Source organism: uncultured Corynebacterium sp., assembly GCF_946998835.1.
GTDB lineage: Bacteria > Actinomycetota > Actinomycetes > Mycobacteriales > Mycobacteriaceae > Corynebacterium.
Genome location: NZ_CAMQAZ010000035.1, coordinates 1 through 23,519, shown reverse-complemented (window position 1 = coordinate 23,519; position 23,519 = coordinate 1). Strand labels below are relative to the sequence as shown.

Sequence of the window (23,519 nt, the reverse complement as noted above, 5' to 3'; positions counted from 1 at the left end):
GGCGATTAGTCATGGCTACACCCCCATACGATGTACGTGAAAGTCCCGCCTGACTATTGACAATCCACATAGGGACCCCACGCGGATCGGGACCGAGTGGCGGCCGACCCCTCGGCCCAACAGCGCCCGAAGCCGCGCAGAACCAGGTCCACCAGCGGTAAGCGATAGCGGCCTCCCGCACCGAAAGCTCCGTCCCCCTCCCCCCTGCCCTCCCCATCGCCTCAAACCCCGTGGTTTAGGAGGAGGAAGAAGGCGTTCGAGGGCTCGACAGCTCAAGCCCAGGACCGCCGACTTAGAGCTCGTCGATCTGCTTACGCTTCGGGTAGACGCGCGGGCGAGCACCGGCGATCTCCTCAGCAATGCGGATAACCTGGTTGGAGTAACCGAACTCGTTGTCGTACCAGACGTAGAGCACTAGGTGCTTACCGTTGGCGATGGTAGCCAGACCATCGACGATGCCAGCGTGGGTGGAACCAACGAAGTCAGTGGAGACCACTTCTGGTGAGTGGATGTAGTCAATCTGCTGGCGCAGGACGGACTTCAGGGAAACCTCACGCAGGTAGTTGTTGACCTCGTCGCGGTCGACCTCAGTGTCCAGGGTCAGGTTCAGCACCGCCATGGAAACGTCCGGGGTGGGAACGCGGATGGCGTTACCGGTCAGCTTGCCCTCGAACTCCGGCAGAGCCTTGGCGACGGCCTTTGCGGCACCAGTCTCAGTGAGAACCATGTTCAGGGTGGCTGCGCGACCACGGCGGGACCCCTTGTGGAAGTTGTCAATCAGGTTCTGGTCATTGGTGAAGGAGTGGACGGTCTCGACGTGACCGAACTCGACGCCCCATTTGTCATTGACGACCTTCAGCACCGGGGTGATGCCGTTGGTAGTACAGGAGGCTGCCGACAAGATGCTGTCAGACTCCTCGATGATGCTGTGGTTAATTCCGTAGACGATGTTCTTTACATCGCCCTTGCCCGGCGCGGTGAGCAGAACCTTGGAAACCCCCTTGGACTGAAGGTGCTGCGACAGTCCCTCACGGTCACGCCAACGACCGGTGTTGTCAATGACAATCGCATCGTTAATGTCGTAGGCGGTGTAGTCAACAGTTGCCGGGTCGTTGGAATAAATGACCTGGATCGGGGTGCCGTTTGCCCAAATAATGTTGTTTTCGCGGTCAACCGAGATGGTGCCGTCGAATGCACCGTGGACGGAGTCACGGCGCAGCAGCGAAGCACGCTTGACGATGTCGTCCTCACCATTCTGGCGAACCACAATCGCGCGCAGGCGCGGGCCGTTGAACAGTGCCTCACGAGCAAGCAGAATGCGGGCCAGCAGACGACCGATGCGTCCGAAACCGTAGAGGACAATGTCGGTCTTCGGGGTGTGAGTCCCGGCACCGATAACCTCGGCAAGCTCCCGCTCGAGGAATGCGCGCAGGTCGCCGCCTTCCTCTTCGAAGCTGGTAGCCAGGGCGCCCAGGTCGATGGAGGCGGTGCCGAGATCCATCTTCACCAGTTCCTGCAGAATCGGCAGAGTCTGGCTCAGAGGCAGCTCCTGCGAGGTAATGCGACGGGCGTAGCGGTGCGACTTAATGATGCCGGTCTCGGTGACGTTTTCCAGTCGGCGGCCGAAGATTGAAGTCACGACATCGTTGTTGCGTCGCAGCTGTCCCAGGAGGGGGATCATCTGCTCTGCAAGGCTGATGCGCTCATTCCAGTCATTGCGCTTGATGGGGGCCGAATCCGACATAAATCCTCCTGGCTTAAATGAATATGAGTTCCCCCTCAAAATACCCCGCACACGCCGTTCACCGGCTATCGCCCTCAACTGGGTACCCCGTATTGTGGCCCAGCTTTCACCCAATCGGGGGAGGCGCGGGGAGGCGACCTGAGGAAGAAAAGTGAACCCTACTTACCCGTTAGAATTAAAGCCATGACGGAACCCCTGGATATCCAGCAGCAATCTCCCGCCCAGCCGCCATACCGCCTTGTAGTCACGGATATGGACGGGACTCTATTAAATGAAGACAAGGAAATCCCGGATTCCTTTTGGCCGGTAGTCACCGAACTGCTCGACCGCGGTGTCCACTTCGCTCCCGCATCGGGCCGCCAGTACGCCACTCTGGCCGACCAGTTCGCCCCCATTGCACACCGCATCCCAATCATTGCGGAAAACGGCAACTATGTCGCGGATGCGGGCGAGGTGGTCTCGGTTACCAGTATCGACCACGACATCGTCACTCAGCTGGTGCACGCTATCCGCCAGTTCAACGACAACCGTGTGGCGGCGGGCCGCACTCCCCTGTCAGTTATTATCTGCGGTGCTGCCAGCGCATACGTGGAGTTTTTCCCGCCGCACTTCAATATCCCGGAGGAAGTCCAGCAGCTGCAGTTCGATGAGGCCGCCAAGTACTATTTGAAGCTGCAGAAGGTCGACGATGTCATCGCCGCTGCTGCCGAGGATGGCATCGTCAAGATCGCGGCTTTTGATCCCTACTCCGTCGAAGACGAATCCGCCGACTACCTGCGCTCCCAGAGCAAGCACCTGCGCGCGGTCGTCTCCGGCGAGCACTGGGTCGATCTCATCGACGCCAACACCAATAAGGGCACCGCACTCGCCGCCCTGCAAGAGGCCATCGGTGTCTCGCCCGCCGAAACGGTCTGCTTCGTTGACTACCTGAATGACCTCGAACTCATCGACCACGCAGGCCGCTCGTTTGCCATGTCCAATGGGCACCCTGAAATCAAGCGTCGCGCTACCGACATCGCACCGTCGAACGCGGAAGAAGGTGTCATCACGACGCTGCGCCAGCTGTTCAATCTTTAGCGCTGTCCCCAACACCATCTCCAACCGTAATTGACCACTTACCCCACTGGAGCGGTAAGTTAGAAAGGTTGAACCCGATTCCATTATTCCGATTTTCTTTTTGAGGAAAGCGTAGTCTCCCCGTGACCACTCTCGCCGAAGAAGCCGCACGCCGCCGCACATTCGCCGTCATCGCACACCCGGATGCCGGTAAGTCCACGCTCACCGAGGCGCTGGCGCTGCATGCCCACGTCATCAATGAAGCCGGCGCCGTCCACGGCAAGGCCGGTCGTAAGTCGACCGTGTCCGACTGGATGGACATGGAGAAGGATCGCGGCATCTCGATTGCCTCCTCCGCGCTGCAATTCGAATATCAGCCAGAGGGCCACGACGGCGAACCCTACATGATCAATCTCGTCGATACGCCTGGTCACGCCGACTTCTCCGAGGACACCTACCGTGTGCTCACCGCCGTTGACGCCGCTGTCATGCTTGTCGACGGCGCCAAGGGTCTCGAGCCTCAGACGTTGAAGCTGTTCCGGGTTTGTAAGTCCAACGGAATTCCCATCGTCACCGTCATCAACAAGTGGGACCGCCCGGGTAAGGCTCCCCTGGAACTGATGGATGAGATTGTCGCGGAGATTGGCCTGCAGCCGACCCCGCTGTACTGGCCAGTCGGTGAAGCTGGCAACTTCCGCGGTCTGCTGGAGCGTGGCGAGGACGGCGAAGCCAAGCAGTTCATCGGCTTCGAGCGCACCGCCGGTGGTGCCACTATTGCCGCTGAGCGGCACCTCACCCCAGATGAGGCCGCCGCTGAGCAGGGCGATGCCTGGGAGACCGCCGCCGAGGAGTCCGAGCTGCTCTCGGCCGATAGCGCTGACCACGACCAGGAGATGTACCTGGCCGGCGACACCTCTCCGGTGATTTTCGCCTCTGCCATGCTGAACTGGGGTGTCCACCAGATCCTGGACACTCTCTGCGAACTGGCTCCGGCACCTGGCGCCCGCGAGTCCGACCCGGCTGCCGTTGCCGCTGCTGCGGCTGGCGGCCAGGGAGCTATCGTCGAAAAGCGCGAACCAACAGATGACTTCTCGGGTGTCGTGTTCAAGGTGCAGGCGGGCATGGATGCGCACCACCGCGACAAGCTGGCGTTTATGCGCGTTGTCTCTGGTGAGTTTGACCGCGGTATGCAGGTCACGCATGCGCAGTCGGGACGTAGTTTCTCCACGAAGTACGCACTGACCGTATTCGGTCGGACACGGTCGACTGTGGAGACTGCCTACCCGGGCGACATTGTCGGCCTGGTCAATGCAGGTTCGCTGGCGCCGGGTGACACGATTTACGAGGGCCGCAAGGTTCAATTCAAGCCGATGCCGCAGTTCGCACCGGAGCACTTCCGCACCCTGCGTGCCAAGAGCCTGGGCAAGTACAAGCAGTTCCGCAAGGCTGTCGATCAGCTCGATGCCGAGGGCGTGGTGCAGATTCTGCGCAACGATGCCCGCGGCGATGCCGCCCCGGTGATGGCGGCTGTTGGCCCGATGCAGTTCGAGGTCATGATGGCGCGCATGGAAAACGAGTACAACGTCGAGACTATTGCCGAGCCCATCCCCTACTCCGTCGCCCGCCGCACGGACGAAGAGACCGCGCCGGAGCTAGCCAAGCAGCGCGGCGTGGAGATTTTCACACGTTCCGACGGCGCCCTCATCGCGCTCTTCGGCGACAAGTGGAAACTGTCCTTCATTGAGAAGGAGCACCCGGAGTTCACGCTCGAGACGCTGGTCGCGGACTAGAGTTTTCGGCCGCCTACAGCGACAACCCAATAACAACCCAATATAGATAAGGAGATTTCACCAACATTGAGCCAACCGGTTGAGCTTCCTCCACAACCAAGTGCATGGCAGCTTTTTACTGCCTTCCACTCGCGGGCTCAGAGATGGCCAGGTGCCCTCCGCGCAGCACTCGCGCTATTCCTGCCGGGTGCCGTGGCACTTCTCACCGGACATGGCTCGGAGATGCTCCTTATCGCTGCTGGTGGCTGCGTGGTCATCTACGGCGAAGGCCACCCGTACCACAGCCGTCTGCGCGTGATGGCCATCGCCGGATTGTGCCTAATCGCCGGAGTTATGTCCGGCAGTTTTGTCGGCTCAGTGGTACACAGCGAGATTGCTTCCGGGGGCAGTAATCTGTGGCTGCTGCTCATCGCAGCTTTTACCACTGCGCTAGCTACCGTCGGCGCTTTTATTCAAAACGCACTGCGCCTGCCACCGCCGGGTTCATTTTTTATTGTGATGGTCTCCGGCGGCACAACAATGGTCGCCCGCCTTGGCTTCAACCCGGTTGAAACCGCCCTGTGGGCTACCGTTGGTGTGCTTTCCGCGATAGTCATCGGAATGGCACCGCGGTTGTGGAATCCGCACGGCCCCGAGATGGCGGCCGTCCAATCCCTTGAATCAGCCATCGAGGCGATGGAAAAGTCAGACTCGACATCGTTTGCCGTTCATCACCAGGCGCAAACTGCACTCACCGACGCATGGGAATCGCTTGCCGACGCAGGCATCATCCGTGGCAGCAAAATCGTCAAGCCCTCCCATACGGAACTGGTCAACCGAGTCATTGCTGCTCATCAGCGCCTAATTGCTATCCGCGCACGATTGGGCGTGCATGGCAGTGCTGTCGACATCGTGGATACACCTAACCTCTTCGACGAGACTCAGACAACTATTCCGCTCGCGCGACCGAGTGTGGGTTACCGAATCTTCCGCTCTGTCGATCGCTATTCCCATGCGTCGATGACTGCGGCAAAGGTGGCCATTACCGGCGGCTTAGCCGGCCTCATCAGCGTGCTAGTCGGCCTCGACCGGCCTGACTGGGCGGTTGTCAGCGCATTGATGATTCTGCAATGGGGCCCCGACCGCACCGCTGGTTCGATTCGCGGACTTCACCGCATGGTGGGCTCGATTATCGGCATTTTCCTCTACGCGCTGCTCTTTTCCTTTGGTCTCGACAGCTGGACGCTGCTTATCGCGCTTGCTGCCTGCCAGTTCGGCGCAGAGATTCTCGTAGTGAAAAACTATGCCCTGACGACGGTTGTCACCACACCGCTGGCTCTGCTGCTGGGCGGAAATGTTGCTGGCGAGCTCGCACCGATTGTGACCGATCGTGTTTTGGAAGTCGGTATCGCCTGCGCGCTGGCTCTCGCTGTTCTGCACTTCTGGCCAACCGAGAGCATAGAGAAGCATTACCTGCGCCACATTCCACGCTGCTATCGGCAGATGGGTACCCTTTTGGGCGCGCTTCTGACTGGCACCCCGAATCAGGCGCTCGAGATTCGCCGTGACCTACAATACGAGCTGCTCAGCGAACGCCAGGCCATCTCCTCTCTAGCCACCAACGACCCTGATATCGCCGCCCCGCACTGGGACGGACACCGTCGCATTCGCACGGCCGGTTACTTGCTGTTGGACTACTGCCGTACGCACCCAGATGTTAGGCCTTCGCACGAGGAGATTTCCAAGCTCGCCGAAGTGGTTCAGGCAGCTAAATCCGAGCAGCCCTAGTCCTCCGGCAGTGGAGGCTCCTTGCGCAGGTCGCGAGCGGTTGCCCGCCGCACCTCGCGCGGTTCCTCATTCGAGCCCCGGGAACGGAACTTGGACGCAATGCCTTTCAACGAAGACGACAGCGGCGGCAGCTTCTCTAGCGCGTCACGGCCCGCATCCCACGCATCGGTAGCGACATTTTCCGCTTTCCGACGCAACTTGCGGACCTTCTCCTCGCGCTGACGCTTGGACTCTGCCGCGTCATTTTGCCGCTCCCGCTCGCGCTCGAAGGCGGCAACATCGCGGGCCTCCGCGTCGGAAAGCCTCTTCGAAGCGTGCGCTGCAGCGTCCCACGATTCCTCCAATGACTCCGCGAGGTGCAACATGGCGTCGATGCGCTTTTCCACTTCGCGCAATTTCTCGCGGTAGCCCCGCTGGATGTCGTAGCGGCGCATGATGCGACGGGCACGGGTGGCCTCGTTGCGCCAGGTGACAATTGCACCCTCCAAAATTGACTCGTCGACGACGAAACGCATTGTCCACGGGTCGACATCAGCGCTGGCCAGATTGTTGCGTACCCGCTCCTCGCGGTCGAGGACGTCCTGCACGAGACTGCGGGCACGCTCTTCGGCTTGATGGGCGCGGTTGGTACGGGAGTTATCTGGTCGGAAGCTCACCTGGACTATCCTACCGCTCGGCTGCTGCCAAAGCGGGCACTTGGTCGTTCTCGGAGCTCTCATCCTGCTCAGCGCCATGGTTATCGCCGTGCTGGTGCTCGAGGCGAATCCAGGAAACAAAGCCCCAGACAACGAAGCAACCGTAGAAGAGGTATAGCGCCGCCGACGGGTAGTAGCCACCCTTGAGTAGCAACGGTACGCCCACGGCGTCCACCGCAATCCAAATCAGCCAGAACTCGTTCCAACCGCGGGCCATCCCCCAGGTGGCCAGCATGGAGCCAACGAAGATCCAGGCATCGGCCCACGGCCCCCACGAGCCCAGCGCCTGAAATACGTTCGCGCAGATCACTGTGGCGAAGATGGCTACCGTGACCATCCCAATGCGTTCCGATGTCGTCGCCCACCGCGGCTCAATTGCAGCCTCGTCATTGCTCTGCTTGCGGGTCTTGACCCAGCTAAACCACCCGTAGAGGCTGACGATGATAAACATGACCTGACGCCCAGCCTGGCCATAGAGATCAAGATTTTGCGGCGTATGGAAAACTCCACCCAGGAATACGGTAAACAGCAGCGCATTTCCGATAATGCCTACCGGCCATGCCCATACCTTGCGTTTCATGCCCAAAAAGGCACACGCCAGACCGAAGAGGTTACCGACAATTTCACGAATTAGGATTGGCGCTCCCGCCACACTGAGCTGTGCAGTGAGGAAACCGACCAAAAAATCCGACACGTATTCCACGAATTATTCAACTCCTTCTCTTTCATCCGGACTATGACCGTCGGTTTCGGATTCCAACCGAAATCTGCTTGTCCCCTACCTGACGACCCCTTGGCCGCAGGCAGAGCGCTCGTGGACTCGTCTGCTTCTGCCGCAGCTTCACCACCGGTGAGGAATTTCACCTCGCCCTGAGAATGTGAATTCAACGTTAGCACTGCCGTCTTGCGCGCATGTGCATTTTATTCAATAAGCTTCTGTCCAAACTCAAACTACCCCCCCCACTTATTGCGCATATACAATGCGTAGTATGAGCTCAAAGCCCCGCCAGCCCAGACCTTCCCGCCCCTCCCGCCGCAAGCGCTCCGCCGGCTGGGTTCCTGACCAGCACGGCGCCTGGTTCATGGTCACCATTCCCCCGCTGACGGCCCTCGCTCTCAACCCATCGTGGACAGGACTTTCCGTCACCGCCACCTGGCTGCTTGGCTACTTCGCGTTCTTCGCAGTAAGCGTCTGGCTCCGCTCACGTCGCCAACGCCGCCACCTCGCACCCGCCGTCACATACACCGCCCTGACCGCCGTCGCCGGCTGTCTCACGCTGCTTGCCGACGTCTCCCTCCTCATCTGGGCCGCCCTCATTGCCCCTCTTGCCGCTATCGCTATTTGGGAGACCTATCAGCGCAGGCCGCGCTCACTCCTATCTGGGGTCTCCACCGTCCTGGCCGCCAGTCTCATGGTGCCAATCATCGCCGGCCCAACTCCAAAAGCCTGGGCAATTGCAGCCATTTATGCCGGCTACTTCGTCGGTACCGTGCCATATGTGAAAACCCTGATTCGCGAGCGCGGCAACCGGAATTGGCTCATCGGCTCGGTCACGTACCACGCTGTCATCACCGTTGCGGCCATCATCGGGTGGCTCCTTCTCCGTGACCGTGGCCTCATCAGCATCGGCGTACCCATCGTCGCAATTGGGCTTCTCATCAGGTCTTTTGCCATGCCAATCTCGGGCGCCCGCCGCGCTAAGCCGTGGACTCCCAAACAGGTCGGAATCCTCGATGCCATCTTTGGAGTCGCCGTGGTCTTAGTTGCGTGGTAAAAACAACGGCGGGGAGAAACTTTGGGGATTTTTGGGGAGGGGATGAGGTCTATGACTTCCACCACCAGCCACACAGCAAACCACGCACTTTCGGTCTCAGATTTGGCGGTTAGCCTGAATTCGCGGCCGGCGGCACAATCGGGTTGGCGCAGCTGGGTGCACAAGGCCACTCGGGGCACGATTTCGCCGCGGGAATCGTCGTCGGCACGCAAGCAACGCGAGTTGATAGAGCGGGTGCGCCAGCCCATCTACGGCGACTACAACATCGCCGTCATCAGTGTGAAAGGTGGCGTCGGCAAGACGTCGACGACCATGTGCCTGGGTGCTACGTTAGCGAGCCTTCGCAGTGATCGCATCGTCGCCATCGACGCGAACCCGGACTTCGGCACGCTCGGCGCGCGTGTGACCTCGGCCAACCCAGCGTCTATTCGCGACCTGTTGCATGCCCCGGATACGGACAAATACGCGCAGGTCCGCGCATACACTTCACACACGCCATCACGCCTAGAGGTGGTCGGCAGCGATCAGAATCCGACCTCGACGATCGCGCTTACCGACGACGAATACTGTGCAGCCCTCAACATCCTTCGGCGGCATTACAACGTGAGTTTGACCGATTGTGGCACCGGCCTCATGCAACCCATTGCAGGCTCAATCCTGTCCTCAGCTAACTGCCTTGTGCTGGTCACCACGCCCGCACTGGACGGAGTGAAGAGTGCCTGGACAACATTGGATTGGCTTTCAGCGCACGGGTTCGAGCGGCTGGTCTCCACTACCGTTGTGGTCATCAACCAGCTATCCAAGCAGGGGCTTTCAGCGCAGTCCGTGCACGAGCTCTTTGCCCAGCGCTGCCGCGCAGTGCAGGTCATTCCCTATGACCCGCACATCGCCAACGGCGCGAGTATCGAGCTCGACAGCCTCCGGCCCGCCACTGCCCAGAGCTACCTTGAACTGGCTGCCATGATTGCCGATGACTTCGCACCGACGACGGGCCGCCACAGCTTTGTTTAAGGCAAATGCTGCCGAATCGCCTCGACATCAACCTCCTGCACAGTGGCGGGTTTGAAGGAGGCATTGCGATCCTTATCTACCAGCACCGCACGCACGCCCTCGGCAAAATTCGGGTGCTGACGCAAGTAAGCGCCGAGCTTCATCTCCCGATCTAGGGCTTCCTGCAGCGAAACCTCCGTACCAGCGTTCGCTGCGTACAGCTCCACTGCCGCCACGAGGCTCTCGGGGTTAGCGGGCTCGAGTAGGTCACGGAAGGTCTCCACTGTTGACGAGGCACAAGCGCCAGCCTCAGCGGCCTCATTGAGAGCACGCTCAATCTCCAACCAGGTATCAGCGCCAAAGCAGGCCTCGATGCAATCGCTCCACTCGGCCAACTGCGGTTCCCCGAGCAGCTCGCGAGCCTCAGCCGAGTCCACATCGAGCGCATACTCCGCGAGCGCCGAATCAATTCCATCGCGATCCAGTGTCGCGACAAATTCCTCCAGTTGCGCGGATGGCACCGCATGTGTTGCCCATCCAGCCCACAGCATGTCCGCCGCAGTTAGGCGGTAACCGGTCAATCCTGCAAACCGAGCAATCGCCGGCGAAGGACCCCCTAATCGTGTGCTCACGTGCTGCGAAAAGTGCGTAATTCCCACATCGGGAACAAAGCCAATCGCCATTTCTGGCATGGATGCGCTGGCTCGCTCAGTGACAATTCGGTGGGAGCCATGCATAGAAACGCCGAGGCCACCGCCCATGGCGATGCCATCAATAATCGAGATATACGGCTTCGACTGCGCAAAATCCGCAATCAACGCATTCATCTCGTACTCGTCCCGGAAGAACTTCTCCCCCCGCTCCGGAAACCCGTCGAGCACAGCCTGCCGAACTGCGCGCACGTCACCACCGGCACAAAACGCCTTGGGGTGACCGGATGAAACAACAATGTGATCCACCGGGTCGTCGTCACGCCATGCGCGGAGCCCCTCGACGACCTCGGTGACCATATCCAAATCGAGCGAATTAAGCGCCTTCGGCCTGTTCAGCCGAAGGTGACCTGATCGCCCGTGGACTTCTCGCAGCACCTTTGGCTCATTGACCTCGATGCGTGCAGTGCCAGAACCGTTATCAGTAGCAGTCATGCCACCCAGTGTGACACAGATAACTATCTATGGAAAGGCTCTGACTTGATGGAACGACTGACGGCGGCTAGAACTGCCTGAACAACGAAGCTACTTCTTCTTGCTCTTCTTGTCCTTCTTGTGCTTCTTGCCCTTCTTACCGGACTTGCCTGCACCCTTCACACGGTCAGCTTCGAGCTTCGCGGCCACGTCCGGCACATAGCGGAATTCAGTGCGCGGTGGACGCTCGTAGCTCCCCTCAGACTCCGGACGCTCTGGAATTTCCGGAACATCCCGCTGAATGTGCTCGTACGGAATGGTGGTCAGCAGGTGGTTGATGACATTGATACGCGAGCGCTTCTTGTCCTCGGACTCAACCGTGAACCACGGCGCGGACGGGATATCAGTGTGGATGAACATCTCATCCTTAGCGCGGGAGTAGTCCTCCCAGCGAGTGATGGACTCCAGGTCCATCGGCGAGAGCTTCCAGCGGCGCAGCGGATCTTCACGACGGGACTTGAAGCGAGCAACCTGCTCCTCGTCCGACACGGAGAACCAGTATTTGCGCAGGATAATGCCGTCTTCAACCAGCAGACGCTCGAAGATTGGAGCCTGGTGCAGGAAGCGACGGTACTCCTGCGAAGTACAGAAGCCCATGACGCGCTCAACGCCGGCGCGGTTGTACCAGGAGCGGTCGAAAATCACGATTTCGCCGGCAGTCGGCAGCTTCTCAACATAACGCTGGAAGTACCACTGACCCTGCTCACGGCTCGTCGGAGCCGGCAGAGCCTCAATGCGACAGGTACGGGGATTCAGGTACTGCGTGATGCGCTTAATGGCCGACCCCTTGCCGGCAGCGTCACGACCCTCCATCACGATGACAATTCGGGCACCGGTTTCTACCACCCACTGCTGCATTTCGACGAGCTCTGCCTGGAGCTTTTTGAGCTCGGCTTCATAAGCTTTCTTGTCGAGCTTCGGTGGGCGCTGAACGTCGTCATTATTCATAGTCCTCAGCTTACCCGGCACTCTGCCCTGACCCTATTCACCGGGTTTAACCGAGGGGTCTAATCGCAAACCTAATTGGGGCCCTAGTCACGCGAGTAAAGACGCAGCGTGACCTGTGCAACAAGGCCTGCGAAGACCATGCCGATAATGACCACAATCGGCGCCACCACACCAATATCACCGTTGGTCAGCGGCGCCAGGAGCTGTGCCTTGTACAGGTTGCCCAGCGCTGGATCGATGACCGTCGCCTTACCCAGGAACAGCGCGCCGATAGCCAGCAGTCCACCAATCAGCGACGCAATCACAGCTTCAAGAACGAACGGCGCCTGCGTAAACCATCGGCTGGCACCGACCATGCGCATAATCTCAACTTCCTTACGACGCGAGAACGCCGCAATCTGCACCATGTTCGCAATCAGGAACACCGCGGCAACGGCCTGCACTGCCGCCAGCAGGAAGGTCGCATTTCGCACCGAATCCAAGTTCTGCGCCGCAGTTCCGACCTCTTCATGCTGGTCAGTGACGTGGTCGACCTGTGGCAACTCCCGAATCGGATCCAGCGGGCTGACGTCTGTCGGATCGGTCAGGCGCACCATCACGACAGCCGGCAGCGACTCCGGCGTCGCGTTTTCCACGAGCACGGGGTCACTGTCCTTGAACATCTCCACGAAGTGGTCAAAGTTCTGCTGACGATTTCGGAATGTCACAGATTCGACGCCGTCAGTTCCTTCAAGCTTATCGACGACCTCAGCACACTCCGTCGAGGAGCACGTTTGATCTTCGGCGGAGACTTTTTCACTCAGCTCGATCTGAACTTCCACTCGATCGAGATAGAGATCCTTCGTGCGGCTGGTCTGTTCTGTCACTAGAATGCCGGTTGCGAGCAGCGCCAATGACACTGCGGTCGTAATGATCATGGCGATGGTCATGGTCACGTTTCGGCCCAAGGAGGAGAAAGCCTCACCGAGGACAAAGCGAGTCTTCATAGGTCAGTAATACCTTTCGAATGAGTTCTTCTACCGGTGGACTATCCGCTAATTGTTCAGGCCGTAAACACCCGTGGCGTCGTCACGCACAAGACGTCCCAACTCCAGCTCCAGCACACGACGGCGCATGGAGTCCACGGCATCACTGTCGTGAGTCGACACGATAACCGTCGTGCCCATGCGATTGATGCGGTCGAGCAAGAGCATGATGTCACCGGCGGTGCTTGGGTCGAGGTTGCCGGTGGGCTCGTCGGCAAGCAGGATGAGCGGGCGATTTACGAAGGCGCGCGCGATGGCGACGCGCTGCTGCTCACCACCCGACAGTTCGTGCGGGTAGCGGTTCTCCTTACCTGCGAGGCCGACCATTTCCAGCGTTTCCGGAACAGCCTTGTCAATCTTCGCCTTCGACTTACCAATCACCTGAAGCGCGAAGGCGACATTTTCGTACACGGTCTTCTTTGGCAAAAGGCGGAAGTCCTGGAAGACGTAACCCACCTTTTGGCGCAACTTCGGAATGTTGCGGCGAGAGATCTTGGTCAGATCATGGTCTGCGACCGTTAATTTTCCTGAATCCACTTTCTCTTCACGCACCATAAGGCGCAGGAACGTCGACTTACCAGAGCCCGACGGTCCGATAAGAAAGACAAATTCACCTTTATCTATATGGACTGAAACGTCGTCGAGAGCTGGTCGGCTAGAAGTCGAGTAGGACTTGGTAACCCCGTCGAAAGTGATCATAACTAGACACTCTAACCACTTAAGCCACTCAAGTCACTCTGAAATATACAACACGGGACATCGGCGTGTAGCGCAGGACACCGGCGGCGCCCTTGAGGGGCGCAGGCAAATAGAGCTAGCGCAAGGGTGACTAGTGCAGAAGTGGCCAGTGCAGCACCCACAACAACACAGACCGCGAGGCGCATCAACAATATTTTCCCAAAACTTTTCACAAAACCCTTGTTTTCGCCCACCTGTTCGACTAGGGCTATTTATGAAAGATCAAATTAAACAGAATCCCAGAGCACGCAATACCAGACCTAAGCTGCTTTAAAGCTTGGGGATAGCCACCTTAAGTTAGTCGAACATACTTTCTCCACATCTTCTTACTATCAGCGTCCAGGCCTTATCTTTCAGGGGGATTGAACAATGGCCAGCGGGGAACGGATACCGCGGAAGCGCACTTACGCAGCCGCAATGGAAGCGACAGCTCCACGCTTTCACCATGAAATATCTCAAGCAGCACCGGCTCGCCTTGGAATTGAACGCAATCGAGCTGACCTAAAGCTTGCGCTTGCTTGCGTTCCGCCTTCTTCATCAAAAGATGTCGAAGATTACATCGCTAAGATTGCTCCCGCACTTGGCATGTCACGCGCGAGAACGCTCCAATACATCGACGTTGGAATGCAACTAGAGCGACTCCCTCGGTTAAAGGAGCTCCTACTAAAGCGAGCACAACTACCGCTGCCCCACATGCGCGCTATCGCCTCGGCCATCCTCCCACTGGATGATCCCTCGACTGTGAGGTACTTCGAAGATAATCTTCTCGAGTTAATCACGCCGAGAATCAATGGTGAGGTGCTCCGCGGGGTCCGAAGCCTCCAGCAGAATATTCAAAGACTTGTTAACGAAGTCTGCCCTCTCTTGCGGCCCAAGAATGAGTACGATCCGCCAATCACTTCGTTTCAAAAAGGCATCGAACAGAAAGTTGGAGAGTCCATAAAGTTCGAGCTGAAGGACGGTATCAGTGAAGTCACCATGGACCTAGTGCCTGAGCGGGCACTTGAGTTCCAAAAGGTCCTAGAAGAGATTACCGCCGACCGAGACTGCGGCTTCGTCGAAGCCTTTTCACACCTTCTACACGGAACTGCGCAGGTCACGGCCACGTTGAATCTGTACTGCCCACTAGCCCAAGACAAGCCTCAGGAGGCCTGGATTGGCGGCCTAGGGTGGATTAACAAGATTGCCACTGAATCCTGGCTAGACCGGGTCACCAGCATTCGGCTACTGGCCGACGAGAAAACGGAAAAGTACTCGCCAACAGAGCGGCAGCGCACCTACGTACAAGGTAGAGATGGGACTTGCCGCTTTCCCGGCTGCGATGTCGATGCAACGAAGTGCGACATCGACCATATTCAGCCGTACAACCACGAGAATCCCGAAGACGGCGGCCAAACCGAGACTCCCAACCTCCATTGCTTGTGCCGCCGGCACCACAATCTAAAAACTGCCGGCCTCTGGAACGTAGTCCGCGATATCGACGGCGTGGAGTACTGGACCTCAGCCACCGACCAGAGCGCCGAAAAAACGACCCTAATCAGCACAGAATCAGGGCCGCTCTCCGGCCATGGTCGCTACTCCTTCAATCTGCGCAAGACGAAGAAAGCCCAGACACTCAAGGAATACAACGAGCAGCGGCTGGAAAACCTCCGCGAATCACAGGAGCTGACAAATCAGGCTCGCGAAGAACTGGGAATGAACAAAAACGAGAGAAACGGAGAAATCGAAGACGAACCACCCTTCTAGCGCTACTCTCCTTCGGACTGCTGAGCCATGCGCCAGCGAATACCGGCCTCGATGAACCCGTCGAGGTCACCGTCGAGGACCGACTGTGGGTTGTTGATTTCGTATTCGGTACGCAGATCCTTGACCATCTGGTACGGGTGCAGCACATAGGAGCGCATCTGGTTACCCCACGAGGCATTGCCGCCTGCGCCGAGGGCATCCAGCTCTGCGCGCTCTTCCTGGCGCTTCTTCTCCAGCAACTTCGCCTGCAGAACTCGCATGGCGGAAGCCTTGTTCTGGTGCTGGGACTTCTCGTTCTGGCAAGTCACCACGATGCCGGTCGGGACGTGCGTGAGTCGGACCGCGGAGTCCGTGGTGTTCACCGACTGCCCGCCTGGGCCGGAGGAGCGGTAGACGTCGATACGCAAATCTGACTCGGGGATGTCGATGTGATCCGTTTCCTCGACGACCGGCAGCACTTCGACCTCAGCGAAGGAGGTCTGGCGGCGGCCCTGGTTATCGAAAGGACTGATGCGAACCAGACGGTGCGCGCCCTGCTCGACCGAGAGGGTGCCGTACATGTACTCGCCATGAACAACGAAGGTAGCGGACTTAATACCGGCTTCTTCGGCGTAGGAGGTGTCGTAGACCTCGACCTTATGCCCGTGCTTATCGGCCCAGCGCAGGTACATGCGCATGAGCATCTCGGCCCAGTCGGCAGCATCCACGCCACCGGCACCGGAGCGGATGTTGATGACGGCCTCGCGCTCGTCGTAAGGCCCCGAAAGCATGGTCGTGACCTCGAGCGACTCGATATCGGCGCGCAGGTCAGCACGCTCGGCATCGGCCATCTCGACGGCATCGGAATCGCCCTCCTCTTCCGCGAGCTCGTACATCACGGGGAGATCGTCGAGGCGCTCGCGCAGGGAGTCAATCTTTTTCTTCTTCGCCTGCGCCTGCGACAGTGCGCTGGTGACCTGCTGCGCATGGTCGGGGTCGTCCCACAGCGACGGGTCGGCGGCTTGGGCTTCCAACTCCCTGATCCGGTCGGAAAGCTCGTCGACATCGACCACCTTCTCAATGGTGGTCAGCGTCGCGTCGAGTTCTTTGAGGTCAGCATTCAGATCCGGGTTCACGGGTACTACCTTAGCTATACCGCCTGTTTCGGTGCACAATAGGACGTATGTCTGAATCCACCGCCAGCCAAGACCTAGACCTCTTCCTTTCCCAAGTATCCGAGTCGATTGTTGCATCGGACACCAGCATTGCGGTGGCAATCGTCAAGCGCGCTGCCGCCATCGCCGCTCGTATGCGCGGCGAAGGCCTGGTCACGGAGTACAAGACATCGCTTTCCGACGTCGTCACCGCGGCCGACCGAGCAGCGGAAAAGTTCGTCGTCGAGGCTTTGGCTGCGCTCCGCCCGGAGGATGGCATCCTCGGCGAGGAGGGGTCCGCGAAGGAGTCCCAATCGGGTCGCACGTGGGTGATTGACCCCGTCGATGGTACCTACAACTTCACCACTGGCTCGGACTACTGGTGCAGCGCATTGGCGCTGGTAATGGGCGATGCGAACGATCCGGATGAGGTCATTCTCGGCGCGGTGCACCGACCTGCCACGGGCGAGAGCTGGATTGGTGGCCCCAATCTCCCTACCACTCGTATTAATCTCGATGGCACTGTTGATGACCTCCGGGTCACTGACCGCCCCCTCTCGGAAGTCTGTGCAGCGACGTACCTCCACACCACAGTGGTGAGCTCGAGCGATGAATCCGAGGTCACGGCTACAAAGTCCTGGTTGGATGCGGTGTCCCGCAGCGCTACCTGGCGCATGCTGGGCTCAGCGTCGGTGGATATGGCAGGTGTTGCCGACGGCCGCATTGGCGTGTGGTTCCAGCGCGACGTCGCTGCCTGGGACTGGCTGCCTGGATACGCGCTTATTACGGGCGCGGGCGGCGACTGCGTGTCGGTCGGCCGGTGGAAGCTGGCGGGCTCGAGCGGCCAGGTAGCTGAGTTGCGCGAGGTTCTGCGCTAGAATTTCGGCCATGACCACCTCTTACTCCGAAGATCTCGCCCTCGCGCTCTCGCTTGCCGACGCAGCCGATGACCTCACGATGTCCCGCTTCGAGGCGGCCAATCTAGTCGTCGAGTCCAAGCCCGATCTCACGCCGGTCTCCGATGCCGATATCGCGTGCGAAAAGCTGCTCCGCGAGATTCTGTCGACAAAACGCCCGAGCGATGAGGTTCTCGGCGAAGAATTCGGTGGCGAAGCTGTGTTTGAGGGCCGCCAGTGGGTCATCGACCCCATCGACGGCACAAAGAACTTCGTGCGCAATGTCCCGGTCTGGGCCACCCTGATTGCCCTGTTGGAGGACGGTAAGCCCGTTGTCGGTGTGGTCTCTGCCCCGGCACTGGGACGTCGCTGGTGGGCGTCTAAGGGAGACGGCGCATTCAAGCGCTCGCAGGTCGGTGGCCGGGACGTCGCCGAGCGCCGCATTGAGGTCTCGAAGGTGGCGAACATCGCAGACTGCTCAATCTCCAACTCTTCGCTCACCGGCTGGGCCGAGCGCAATCTGCGCGACAACTTCATCGGGCTCACCGATGACGCGTGGCGTCTGCGCGGCTACGGTGACTTTTTCTCCTACTGCCTGGTAGCCGAGGGCGCGGTCGATGTCGCCGCGGAGCCGGAAGTTTCCCTGTGGGACCTGGCTCCGCTTGCAATCCTGGTAGAGGAAGCTGGCGGCCGCTTCACTTCTCTAGCGGGTGTCGACGGGCCGCACGGCGGGGACGCAGTTGCGACGAATGGGTTGCTTCACGACGCCGTCGTCAAGCGCCTGGGCGCATAAGCAGACATCAGACGGACTGACCGTCCTTTGCCAATAGCCGCCTGACTGCCAGCGTAAGCCACACGACTGCGCCGACGCCTGCGATGAGACCGATAAGCAGGAAGATCAGACCGACTCCCCAAAGTCCCGTGATGTCGTCGGTGCCGGCAATGATACTCCAGCACAGGGCGTAGCCAGCAACGGCAGCCCACCAGGTAGGAAGCAGATTCGGAGTTGGGGCGGGCACGCGCATCATGGCAGCGGCAGTCAGGATGACCATCGCAAAGCCGCTGCAGAAAACCTGCCACGGCGAGTAGTCGTATTCCCCCTCGAGCGTCCACGCGAGCGTACAAAAGCAGATTAAGAATGCGGCGACAAAGACGAAAACCGTGTGCCCAAATGCGATGCGCTCACCGTACTTTTTGGCCAGCCACGCGGTACCTACCCATGCGAGGACAGTGGGGATGGTAATGATTAACAGGTACACGAGGACGACACCTGGCACCTCGGACCAGGTGAAACTCGTCAGCATGGATCTCATGCCCCCAGGTTACGCGTGTCTCAGGGCTCTCTGAGCACGCCAGATTCCCCAGATAAAACACAGACAAAACACTGTGTTTTACACATAATCACTTAATGTATTGCCAGATTCGATTGCTACAACTAGAAAGTCGTTTTCAATAAGACGTCTATAGAGAGTGCTTTTTACCAAAGAGCACCTCCCTATAGGTTGTAGTAAAGGAGAAATCTGGGGTGAATAAACCTTCCCGAATTGTGGGGCTCGATATAGCGCGCTCACTCGCCATCATCGGCATGATCATTGTCCATATGGCCTCACTGCTTTGGAGCACAAAAGTCGTGCTCTCTGGCCTGCCTTCGTCATTGTTCGCCATTATCGCTGGCGCCACCATGATGATTATCGGCCGAAATTACAGCAGCACCACTTTCTTGCGGCTGATCACTCGCGGCGCCCTAATCATTCTCATCGGCCTGGCGCTATTGCCGGTCGGTGGAGAAATTCAGGTGGTCCTCGTTGTCATGGGCCTGGTAATGATGCTGGTTTCCTGGATGCCAGCACTCGGAACCTGGTGGCGAGTCGGCTTCTTCATCGCCGCAACTATCGCCGCAACAATTAAGTACGCACCCATGACGCTGCCGCAGATTTATCCACTACTGGCGTGGATCGCATATTTCATTGGCGGCATGCTGCTTTACGACGTCTACCTACGCGGTCGCCTGCAAGCCACTTCCGCCTCCGAGACCAGCGCTAATGCTCGGTTGAGCTGGATCATCACCGCTGTCAGCGTTGTCATCACTGCCGTCGGCATGTACTTCCGATTTGATCCCGAGATTGCTGGATGGCTCCGCTTTACCGGACATACCGGTGTCTTCGGAGAAATCATTCTCTCCGTCGCTGTTGCCGCCATTGTGCTGCATTTGTGCTTGTTCGTAGGCGACCGTTTCCCGACCGTCGTCTACCCATTCGCGGCCATGGGAACAATGTCACTGACTATTTACATCCTGCACGTTCTCACCGCGTTTTATTGGCAGCAGAATGTGGCTTTGCATTCCACGTTGTCCGCAGCAGGTTTCATCGTATTCTTCCTCGTCATCGCAAGTCTCTGGAAGAAGTTTGTGGGACAGGGCCCTGCTGAAAAACTCGTTGCCACCGCAATCAAAGCCATTGTTCCTTCTGGGAAAGGGAAATAACCGTGAAGAAAACATCTTTTTCCATCGCAGCAATTGTCAGCAGCACCCTGCTCCTATCTGCGACTCCAGCTCTTGCATTGGAAAACGGCGAACCCGCACCCGCAAATGCTGAAAGCAGTTCCGTGGCCGCGCTGAAGATCGGCAAAGTCGGCAACTTTGGTGACTGCACCGGAACATTGGTTGCCGACCAATGGGTACTTACAGCACGCCACTGCCTGGAGTCGGTGAACAACGAAGGAACTCAGGCCCGCATCGGCGGGAAGGTCTACGATGCCGACTCTTGGGCGCTGTCCCCGATGTCTGATGCAGGCCTGCTTCACTTGACCGAGAAGGTCACTGACGCAACCCCGGCGAAGGTTTCTCGCGATACCCCGGCGCCAGGACAGACGGGAACTCTCTACGGTTGGAGCAGCAGCTCATCCATGGCGCGATCCGGACAGCTTCCGATGACTAAGATGGTCGTCAATGAGCTGCTGGGCGGCGGACCAGCTGAGGCCGCTCCTGGTGAGGCTGCTCCTGGTGGAGCTGTGCCTGGTGGAGCTGTGCCCGGTGAGGTTATGCCGGGTGGGGCCGTCATGCCGGATGCGGTAAAGCCAGATGAGTCTCAAACCGAGTCCATTCCCGCAGGAACGGAGAGCATCCCAGCCGACGCTGCCATGATGCCGATGATTGAAAGCGCCATCCTGGACGCACATTCGGTCTCTGGCGCAGGTATGCAGGGCGGCGACTCTGGTGGCCCATTCTTCGTCGATGGAAAGCTCGCGGGGCTCGCTACCGCCGGTACTTCCAATGGAGACCCTGACCTGCCCTCCCCCAGCGCGGCAATCACTACACTTGCTGGCACGGCTGACTGGATCGACGACATCACTTCCGGCCGGGACACAGAAAGTGTGCTGACCGCGGAGAACACGCCCGCTCCGCCGAAGACCATTCAGACCAGTGCCGATCACATGTGGGGTTACCTCGCCATCGCGGGCATTGGCCTAGTTCTCGCAGCGGCTTGGTCCCGCATTAGGAATGACCGACAGTAGGGCTGGCTAGCCTCAACCAAAACCACCTCCCAGAAACAGACTGACCTAGCCCCCGAAAGTTGGACTGGGAAGGTGGTTTTTGCCCCTTCGAACAAACCCCTTAGGCCAAACTAGAATTGTTTCCACTATTTTAGCGCTAAAGGAATCGAGGGGCTGTGACCATCGAAGAAGTAGACCGCAATAGCCGAAACGAGCATGGAGAGCTTGATGTAGTTCGGCTCTCCTGGGATTTCTCCGGAATTCTGCTGAGTGAAAAAGGTTCGTCAAATTTCCTGCCCGATATTGAGTATCAGCTAAAAGACCATGACTGGACTCAGCTTCCCGTCGAAGTCAGTGTTGGCAAAAGCCCAGACCGGACATGGACAATCTTCCTACCTCCGTCAATCAGCCTGAATACCTGGATTTCCAGCAAGCAGGCCTCCTGGGTTGATTTCCTAATCTATATGGAAAGCACATACCTAGACGGCGAAGAAGAGAACTACCGCGCAAATCTCGCATGGCTGCAGGAAGCCTATTTTCACGGGGCCTAAAACGTCCTTCGTTTCCGCTGCTGCAGATGTTCGGGCAATACCGGGCCCATCAAACCGCTATCTGCACACAAATCGCATTCGCGTGGGAATACCCCATGTTGTTTTCGTCTTAACAGCAACTGAGCACATCCATAGTGACTGAAGCCACAAAATCTCTCGGTAACTGACGTACAATCGTGAGGTAGTCCTATGGTTTTAATCCAATTTTTCTAAGAATCGATGATGCGATTCGCGTAATTGCTAATTGGTGAAACCCCACCTACGAGAAAGGTAATCAATTCACGTGGATGGCTACACACCCTTCGACATCTTGATGGATATCGGTTGGATCTCATTGCTGCTTATCATCGGTAATTTGATGCGGCGGTTCATCCCCTGGTTCCAGAAGCTCCTCATTCCCGCTCCGATTACTGCAGGCCTACTCGGCTTGCTACTAGGCCCCAACGCTTTGGGGATCATCCAGTTCAGCGAGCACTTCGGCGACTATGCAACGATTCTCATCGCTGCAGTCTTCGGTGCTCTCCCATTCACGATGGATTTCGATGCCAAGGTCCGCCAACGCGCGCGAACGATGTGGTCCTATTCCGTGGGCATGTACCTGACGCAGTGGGGCTTCTTCGCATTGCTTGGCGTGGTACTTTTCGCCCCGCTGTTCAATACCCCGGACTGGTTCGGCATCATGCTGCCCGTCGGCTTCGTCGGCGGTTTCGGTGTAGCAGCAGCCATTGGTGGCGCACTGGACTCGGCCGGCATGACTGAGGCCACGAGTTTGGGCTTTACAGCCGCCGCGGTGGGCATGTTTTCCGCAATTGTCGGTGGCGTTATCTTTGCCCGCTGGGGTTCAAAAAAGGGGCACACCAACGAGCTGCCCGCCTTGGATAAACTGCCGGAGGACATGCGTACCGGCATCATCTCTCTTCCCGGCCAGCGACCAAGCGTGGGACGCGCGACCACGAGCCCGTCCTCAATTGAGCCGATCGCGCTGCACGTGGCGGCACTGGTGGTGACGCTCTTCCTGGCGAATATTCTGACCAACTGGGTCAATGACGCTTTCCCAGCCTTGAGCTTCCCGCTGTTCGCGATGGCCTTCCTCGTCGGCCTGGCGGGAGTAGGTGTGCTGCACCTGATTAAGGCACCGCACTACCTGGATACGAAGTTGATGGGTTCAGTCTCCGGTGCGTCGACGGACTTCCTGGTTGCAGTGGGCATCGCGTCGATCGTGCCGGCAGTGGTGGCCACCTATATCGTCCCGCTAATCATTCTGTTCGTCGTGGGTCTGGCCTTCTGCCTGGTGTTGTTCTTCTACGTCGCACCACGAGTCTTCGAACATGGTTGGTTCGAGCGCGCCGTATTCAGCTGGGGCTGGGCAACCGCTTCCGTAGCCACGGGCATCGCCGTGCTGAAGATTGTGGATCCGGAGCAGAAATCCGGCACCCTCGAGGAATTCGGTATGGCCTATGTGGGCTTCGCACCCTTCGAAATCGCGGCAGCCATTCTCGCACCCATCGCAATCATCGCCGGTTTGGTGTGGCTATTCGGTGGAGTCGCACTTATCGGTGGCCTAGCCCTATTGATTCCACCGATGATCTGGCTGAAAAAGTCAAAGGCCAAGGCTTCGTAATTTTTACAGAGGGCGAGTATAGAGGGCTGGACAGGAAAAACTTGCTCCCGCCCTCTACTGTTGTGCCCTACCGTGGACTGGCCAAGCATGTCGGCCAGCTGCTTTCCAGCGCTGCGCCCACTTATCGATGCAAGATTCACCTATCGATGCGCTCCAGCGTGTCCATAAGTGAATAGCTCGTCCAAATGTGAAACCGAAAGTCGAACGCGCGTACATCAGCTGCGGCGAATCGACCAGAATTAGCGCCTCGAGTGAATCACTCAAGCGATTCACCAGTTGTCACTAATAGGATTGCCGCTTTATGCCTGCTGACTGAAGTGTCCCAGGTTTTGTTCCGTTTGAGTAGATGGGAAAATTTGGAACGTGCC

The 23,519-nt window shown here is 58.5% G+C and carries 21 protein-coding genes and 1 riboswitch; of the genes, 12 read left to right on the top strand and 9 right to left on the bottom strand.

Annotated features, from left to right (window positions below):
• Window positions 1–292: 292 nt before the first annotated feature.
• Window positions 293–1,744 (bottom strand): glyceraldehyde-3-phosphate dehydrogenase, encoded by a 1,452-nt coding sequence (locus tag Q0U90_RS10325; protein WP_297454656.1) that lies wholly within the window; start codon window positions 1,742–1,744, stop codon window positions 293–295.
• A gap of 183 nt (window positions 1,745–1,927) precedes the next feature.
• Between Q0U90_RS10325 and Q0U90_RS10320 the strand changes: the two genes are divergently transcribed.
• The 3 genes from Q0U90_RS10320 to Q0U90_RS10310 all read left to right on the top strand — a co-directional run bounded on the left by Q0U90_RS10320 (window position 1,928) and on the right by Q0U90_RS10310 (window position 6,357).
• Window positions 1,928–2,821, top strand: coding sequence for an HAD family hydrolase (locus Q0U90_RS10320; protein WP_297454653.1), 894 nt, complete (start codon window positions 1,928–1,930; stop codon window positions 2,819–2,821).
• 122 nt (window positions 2,822–2,943) lie between these two features.
• Window positions 2,944–4,590 carry a peptide chain release factor 3 gene (locus Q0U90_RS10315; protein ID WP_297454650.1) on the top strand — a complete coding sequence of 549 codons (1,647 nt, stop codon included), beginning with the start codon at window positions 2,944–2,946 and terminating at the stop codon, window positions 4,588–4,590.
• Window positions 4,591–4,656: 66 nt separating this feature from the next.
• Window positions 4,657–6,357, top strand: a complete 1,701-nt coding sequence (locus Q0U90_RS10310) for an FUSC family protein (RefSeq protein WP_297454645.1) — start codon at window positions 4,657–4,659, stop codon at window positions 6,355–6,357.
• Here Q0U90_RS10310 and Q0U90_RS10305 read toward each other — a convergent pair.
• Window positions 6,354–7,013: a hypothetical protein gene (locus Q0U90_RS10305; RefSeq protein WP_297454642.1), complete on the bottom strand. Its 660-nt coding sequence runs from the start codon at window positions 7,011–7,013 to the stop codon at window positions 6,354–6,356. The two genes, Q0U90_RS10310 and Q0U90_RS10305, sit on opposite strands and share 4 nt — an antisense overlap.
• Before the next feature lie 10 nt (window positions 7,014–7,023).
• Window positions 7,024–7,746, bottom strand: a complete 723-nt coding sequence (pnuC, locus tag Q0U90_RS10300) for a nicotinamide riboside transporter PnuC (protein WP_297454659.1) — start codon at window positions 7,744–7,746, stop codon at window positions 7,024–7,026.
• A 19-nt stretch (window positions 7,747–7,765) separates the two neighbouring features.
• A riboswitch (FMN riboswitch) is annotated at window positions 7,766–7,934 on the bottom strand.
• A 98-nt stretch (window positions 7,935–8,032) separates the two neighbouring features.
• Here pnuC and Q0U90_RS10295 point away from each other — a divergent pair.
• Window positions 8,033–8,827: a YwiC-like family protein gene (locus Q0U90_RS10295; RefSeq protein ID WP_297454639.1), complete on the top strand. Its 795-nt coding sequence runs from the start codon at window positions 8,033–8,035 to the stop codon at window positions 8,825–8,827.
• A gap of 51 nt (window positions 8,828–8,878) precedes the next feature.
• Window positions 8,879–9,838 carry a MinD/ParA family protein gene (locus Q0U90_RS10290; protein WP_297454636.1) on the top strand — a complete coding sequence of 320 codons (960 nt, stop codon included), beginning with the start codon at window positions 8,879–8,881 and terminating at the stop codon, window positions 9,836–9,838.
• Here Q0U90_RS10290 and Q0U90_RS10285 read toward each other — a convergent pair.
• From Q0U90_RS10285 to ftsE, 4 genes are all read right to left on the bottom strand, one after another.
• The gene (locus Q0U90_RS10285) at window positions 9,835–10,962 is read right to left on the bottom strand and encodes a 3-hydroxyisobutyryl-CoA hydrolase (protein WP_297454633.1); all 1,128 of its coding nucleotides are present in this window, start codon (window positions 10,960–10,962) and stop codon (window positions 9,835–9,837) included. The two genes, Q0U90_RS10290 and Q0U90_RS10285, sit on opposite strands and share 4 nt — an antisense overlap.
• 90 nt (window positions 10,963–11,052) lie before the next feature.
• Window positions 11,053–11,949: a polyphosphate kinase 2 gene (ppk2, locus tag Q0U90_RS10280; RefSeq protein ID WP_297454630.1), complete on the bottom strand. Its 897-nt coding sequence runs from the start codon at window positions 11,947–11,949 to the stop codon at window positions 11,053–11,055.
• Between the two features lie 83 nt (window positions 11,950–12,032).
• The gene (gene ftsX / locus Q0U90_RS10275; protein ID WP_297454627.1) at window positions 12,033–12,935 is read right to left on the bottom strand and encodes a permease-like cell division protein FtsX; all 903 of its coding nucleotides are present in this window, start codon (window positions 12,933–12,935) and stop codon (window positions 12,033–12,035) included.
• 48 nt (window positions 12,936–12,983) lie between these two features.
• A complete protein-coding gene (ftsE, locus tag Q0U90_RS10270; RefSeq protein WP_297454624.1) occupies window positions 12,984–13,673 on the bottom strand; it encodes a cell division ATP-binding protein FtsE in 690 nt (229 codons plus the stop codon).
• 732 nt (window positions 13,674–14,405) lie between these two features.
• On the opposite strand from ftsE, the gene Q0U90_RS10265 reads away from it, so the two are divergent.
• Entirely contained in the window at window positions 14,406–15,458 is a 1,053-nt protein-coding gene (locus tag Q0U90_RS10265) for an HNH endonuclease signature motif containing protein (protein WP_297454622.1), read from the top strand.
• A gap of 2 nt (window positions 15,459–15,460) precedes the next feature.
• On the opposite strand, the gene prfB is transcribed toward Q0U90_RS10265, so the two are convergent.
• On the bottom strand, window positions 15,461–16,573 hold the full coding sequence (gene prfB, locus Q0U90_RS10260; protein ID WP_297454620.1) for a peptide chain release factor 2: 1,113 nt from the start codon (window positions 16,571–16,573) through the stop codon (window positions 15,461–15,463).
• A gap of 47 nt (window positions 16,574–16,620) precedes the next feature.
• On the opposite strand from prfB, the gene Q0U90_RS10255 reads away from it, so the two are divergent.
• Window positions 16,621–17,469: an inositol monophosphatase gene (locus tag Q0U90_RS10255; RefSeq protein WP_297454618.1), complete on the top strand. Its 849-nt coding sequence runs from the start codon at window positions 16,621–16,623 to the stop codon at window positions 17,467–17,469.
• A gap of 10 nt (window positions 17,470–17,479) precedes the next feature.
• Window positions 17,480–18,280, top strand: a complete 801-nt coding sequence (gene hisN / locus Q0U90_RS10250; protein WP_297454614.1) for a histidinol-phosphatase — start codon at window positions 17,480–17,482, stop codon at window positions 18,278–18,280.
• A 7-nt stretch (window positions 18,281–18,287) separates the two neighbouring features.
• On the opposite strand, the gene Q0U90_RS10245 is transcribed toward hisN, so the two are convergent.
• Window positions 18,288–18,800: a hypothetical protein gene (locus Q0U90_RS10245; RefSeq protein ID WP_297454611.1), complete on the bottom strand. Its 513-nt coding sequence runs from the start codon at window positions 18,798–18,800 to the stop codon at window positions 18,288–18,290.
• Window positions 18,801–19,012: 212 nt separating this feature from the next.
• Between Q0U90_RS10245 and Q0U90_RS10240 the strand changes: the two genes are divergently transcribed.
• The 4 genes from Q0U90_RS10240 to Q0U90_RS10225 all read left to right on the top strand — a co-directional run bounded on the left by Q0U90_RS10240 (window position 19,013) and on the right by Q0U90_RS10225 (window position 23,151).
• Entirely contained in the window at window positions 19,013–19,969 is a 957-nt protein-coding gene (locus Q0U90_RS10240) for a DUF418 domain-containing protein (RefSeq protein WP_297454608.1), read from the top strand.
• A gap of 2 nt (window positions 19,970–19,971) precedes the next feature.
• Complete coding sequence (locus Q0U90_RS10235; RefSeq protein ID WP_297454604.1) at window positions 19,972–21,000, top strand: trypsin-like serine protease; 1,029 nt, start codon at window positions 19,972–19,974, stop codon at window positions 20,998–21,000.
• A 155-nt stretch (window positions 21,001–21,155) separates the two neighbouring features.
• The gene (locus tag Q0U90_RS10230) at window positions 21,156–21,530 is read left to right on the top strand and encodes a hypothetical protein (RefSeq protein WP_297454601.1); all 375 of its coding nucleotides are present in this window, start codon (window positions 21,156–21,158) and stop codon (window positions 21,528–21,530) included.
• Between the two features lie 313 nt (window positions 21,531–21,843).
• A complete protein-coding gene (locus tag Q0U90_RS10225) occupies window positions 21,844–23,151 on the top strand; it encodes a sodium/glutamate symporter (protein ID WP_366516652.1) in 1,308 nt (435 codons plus the stop codon).
• Window positions 23,152–23,519: the final 368 nt, after the last annotated feature.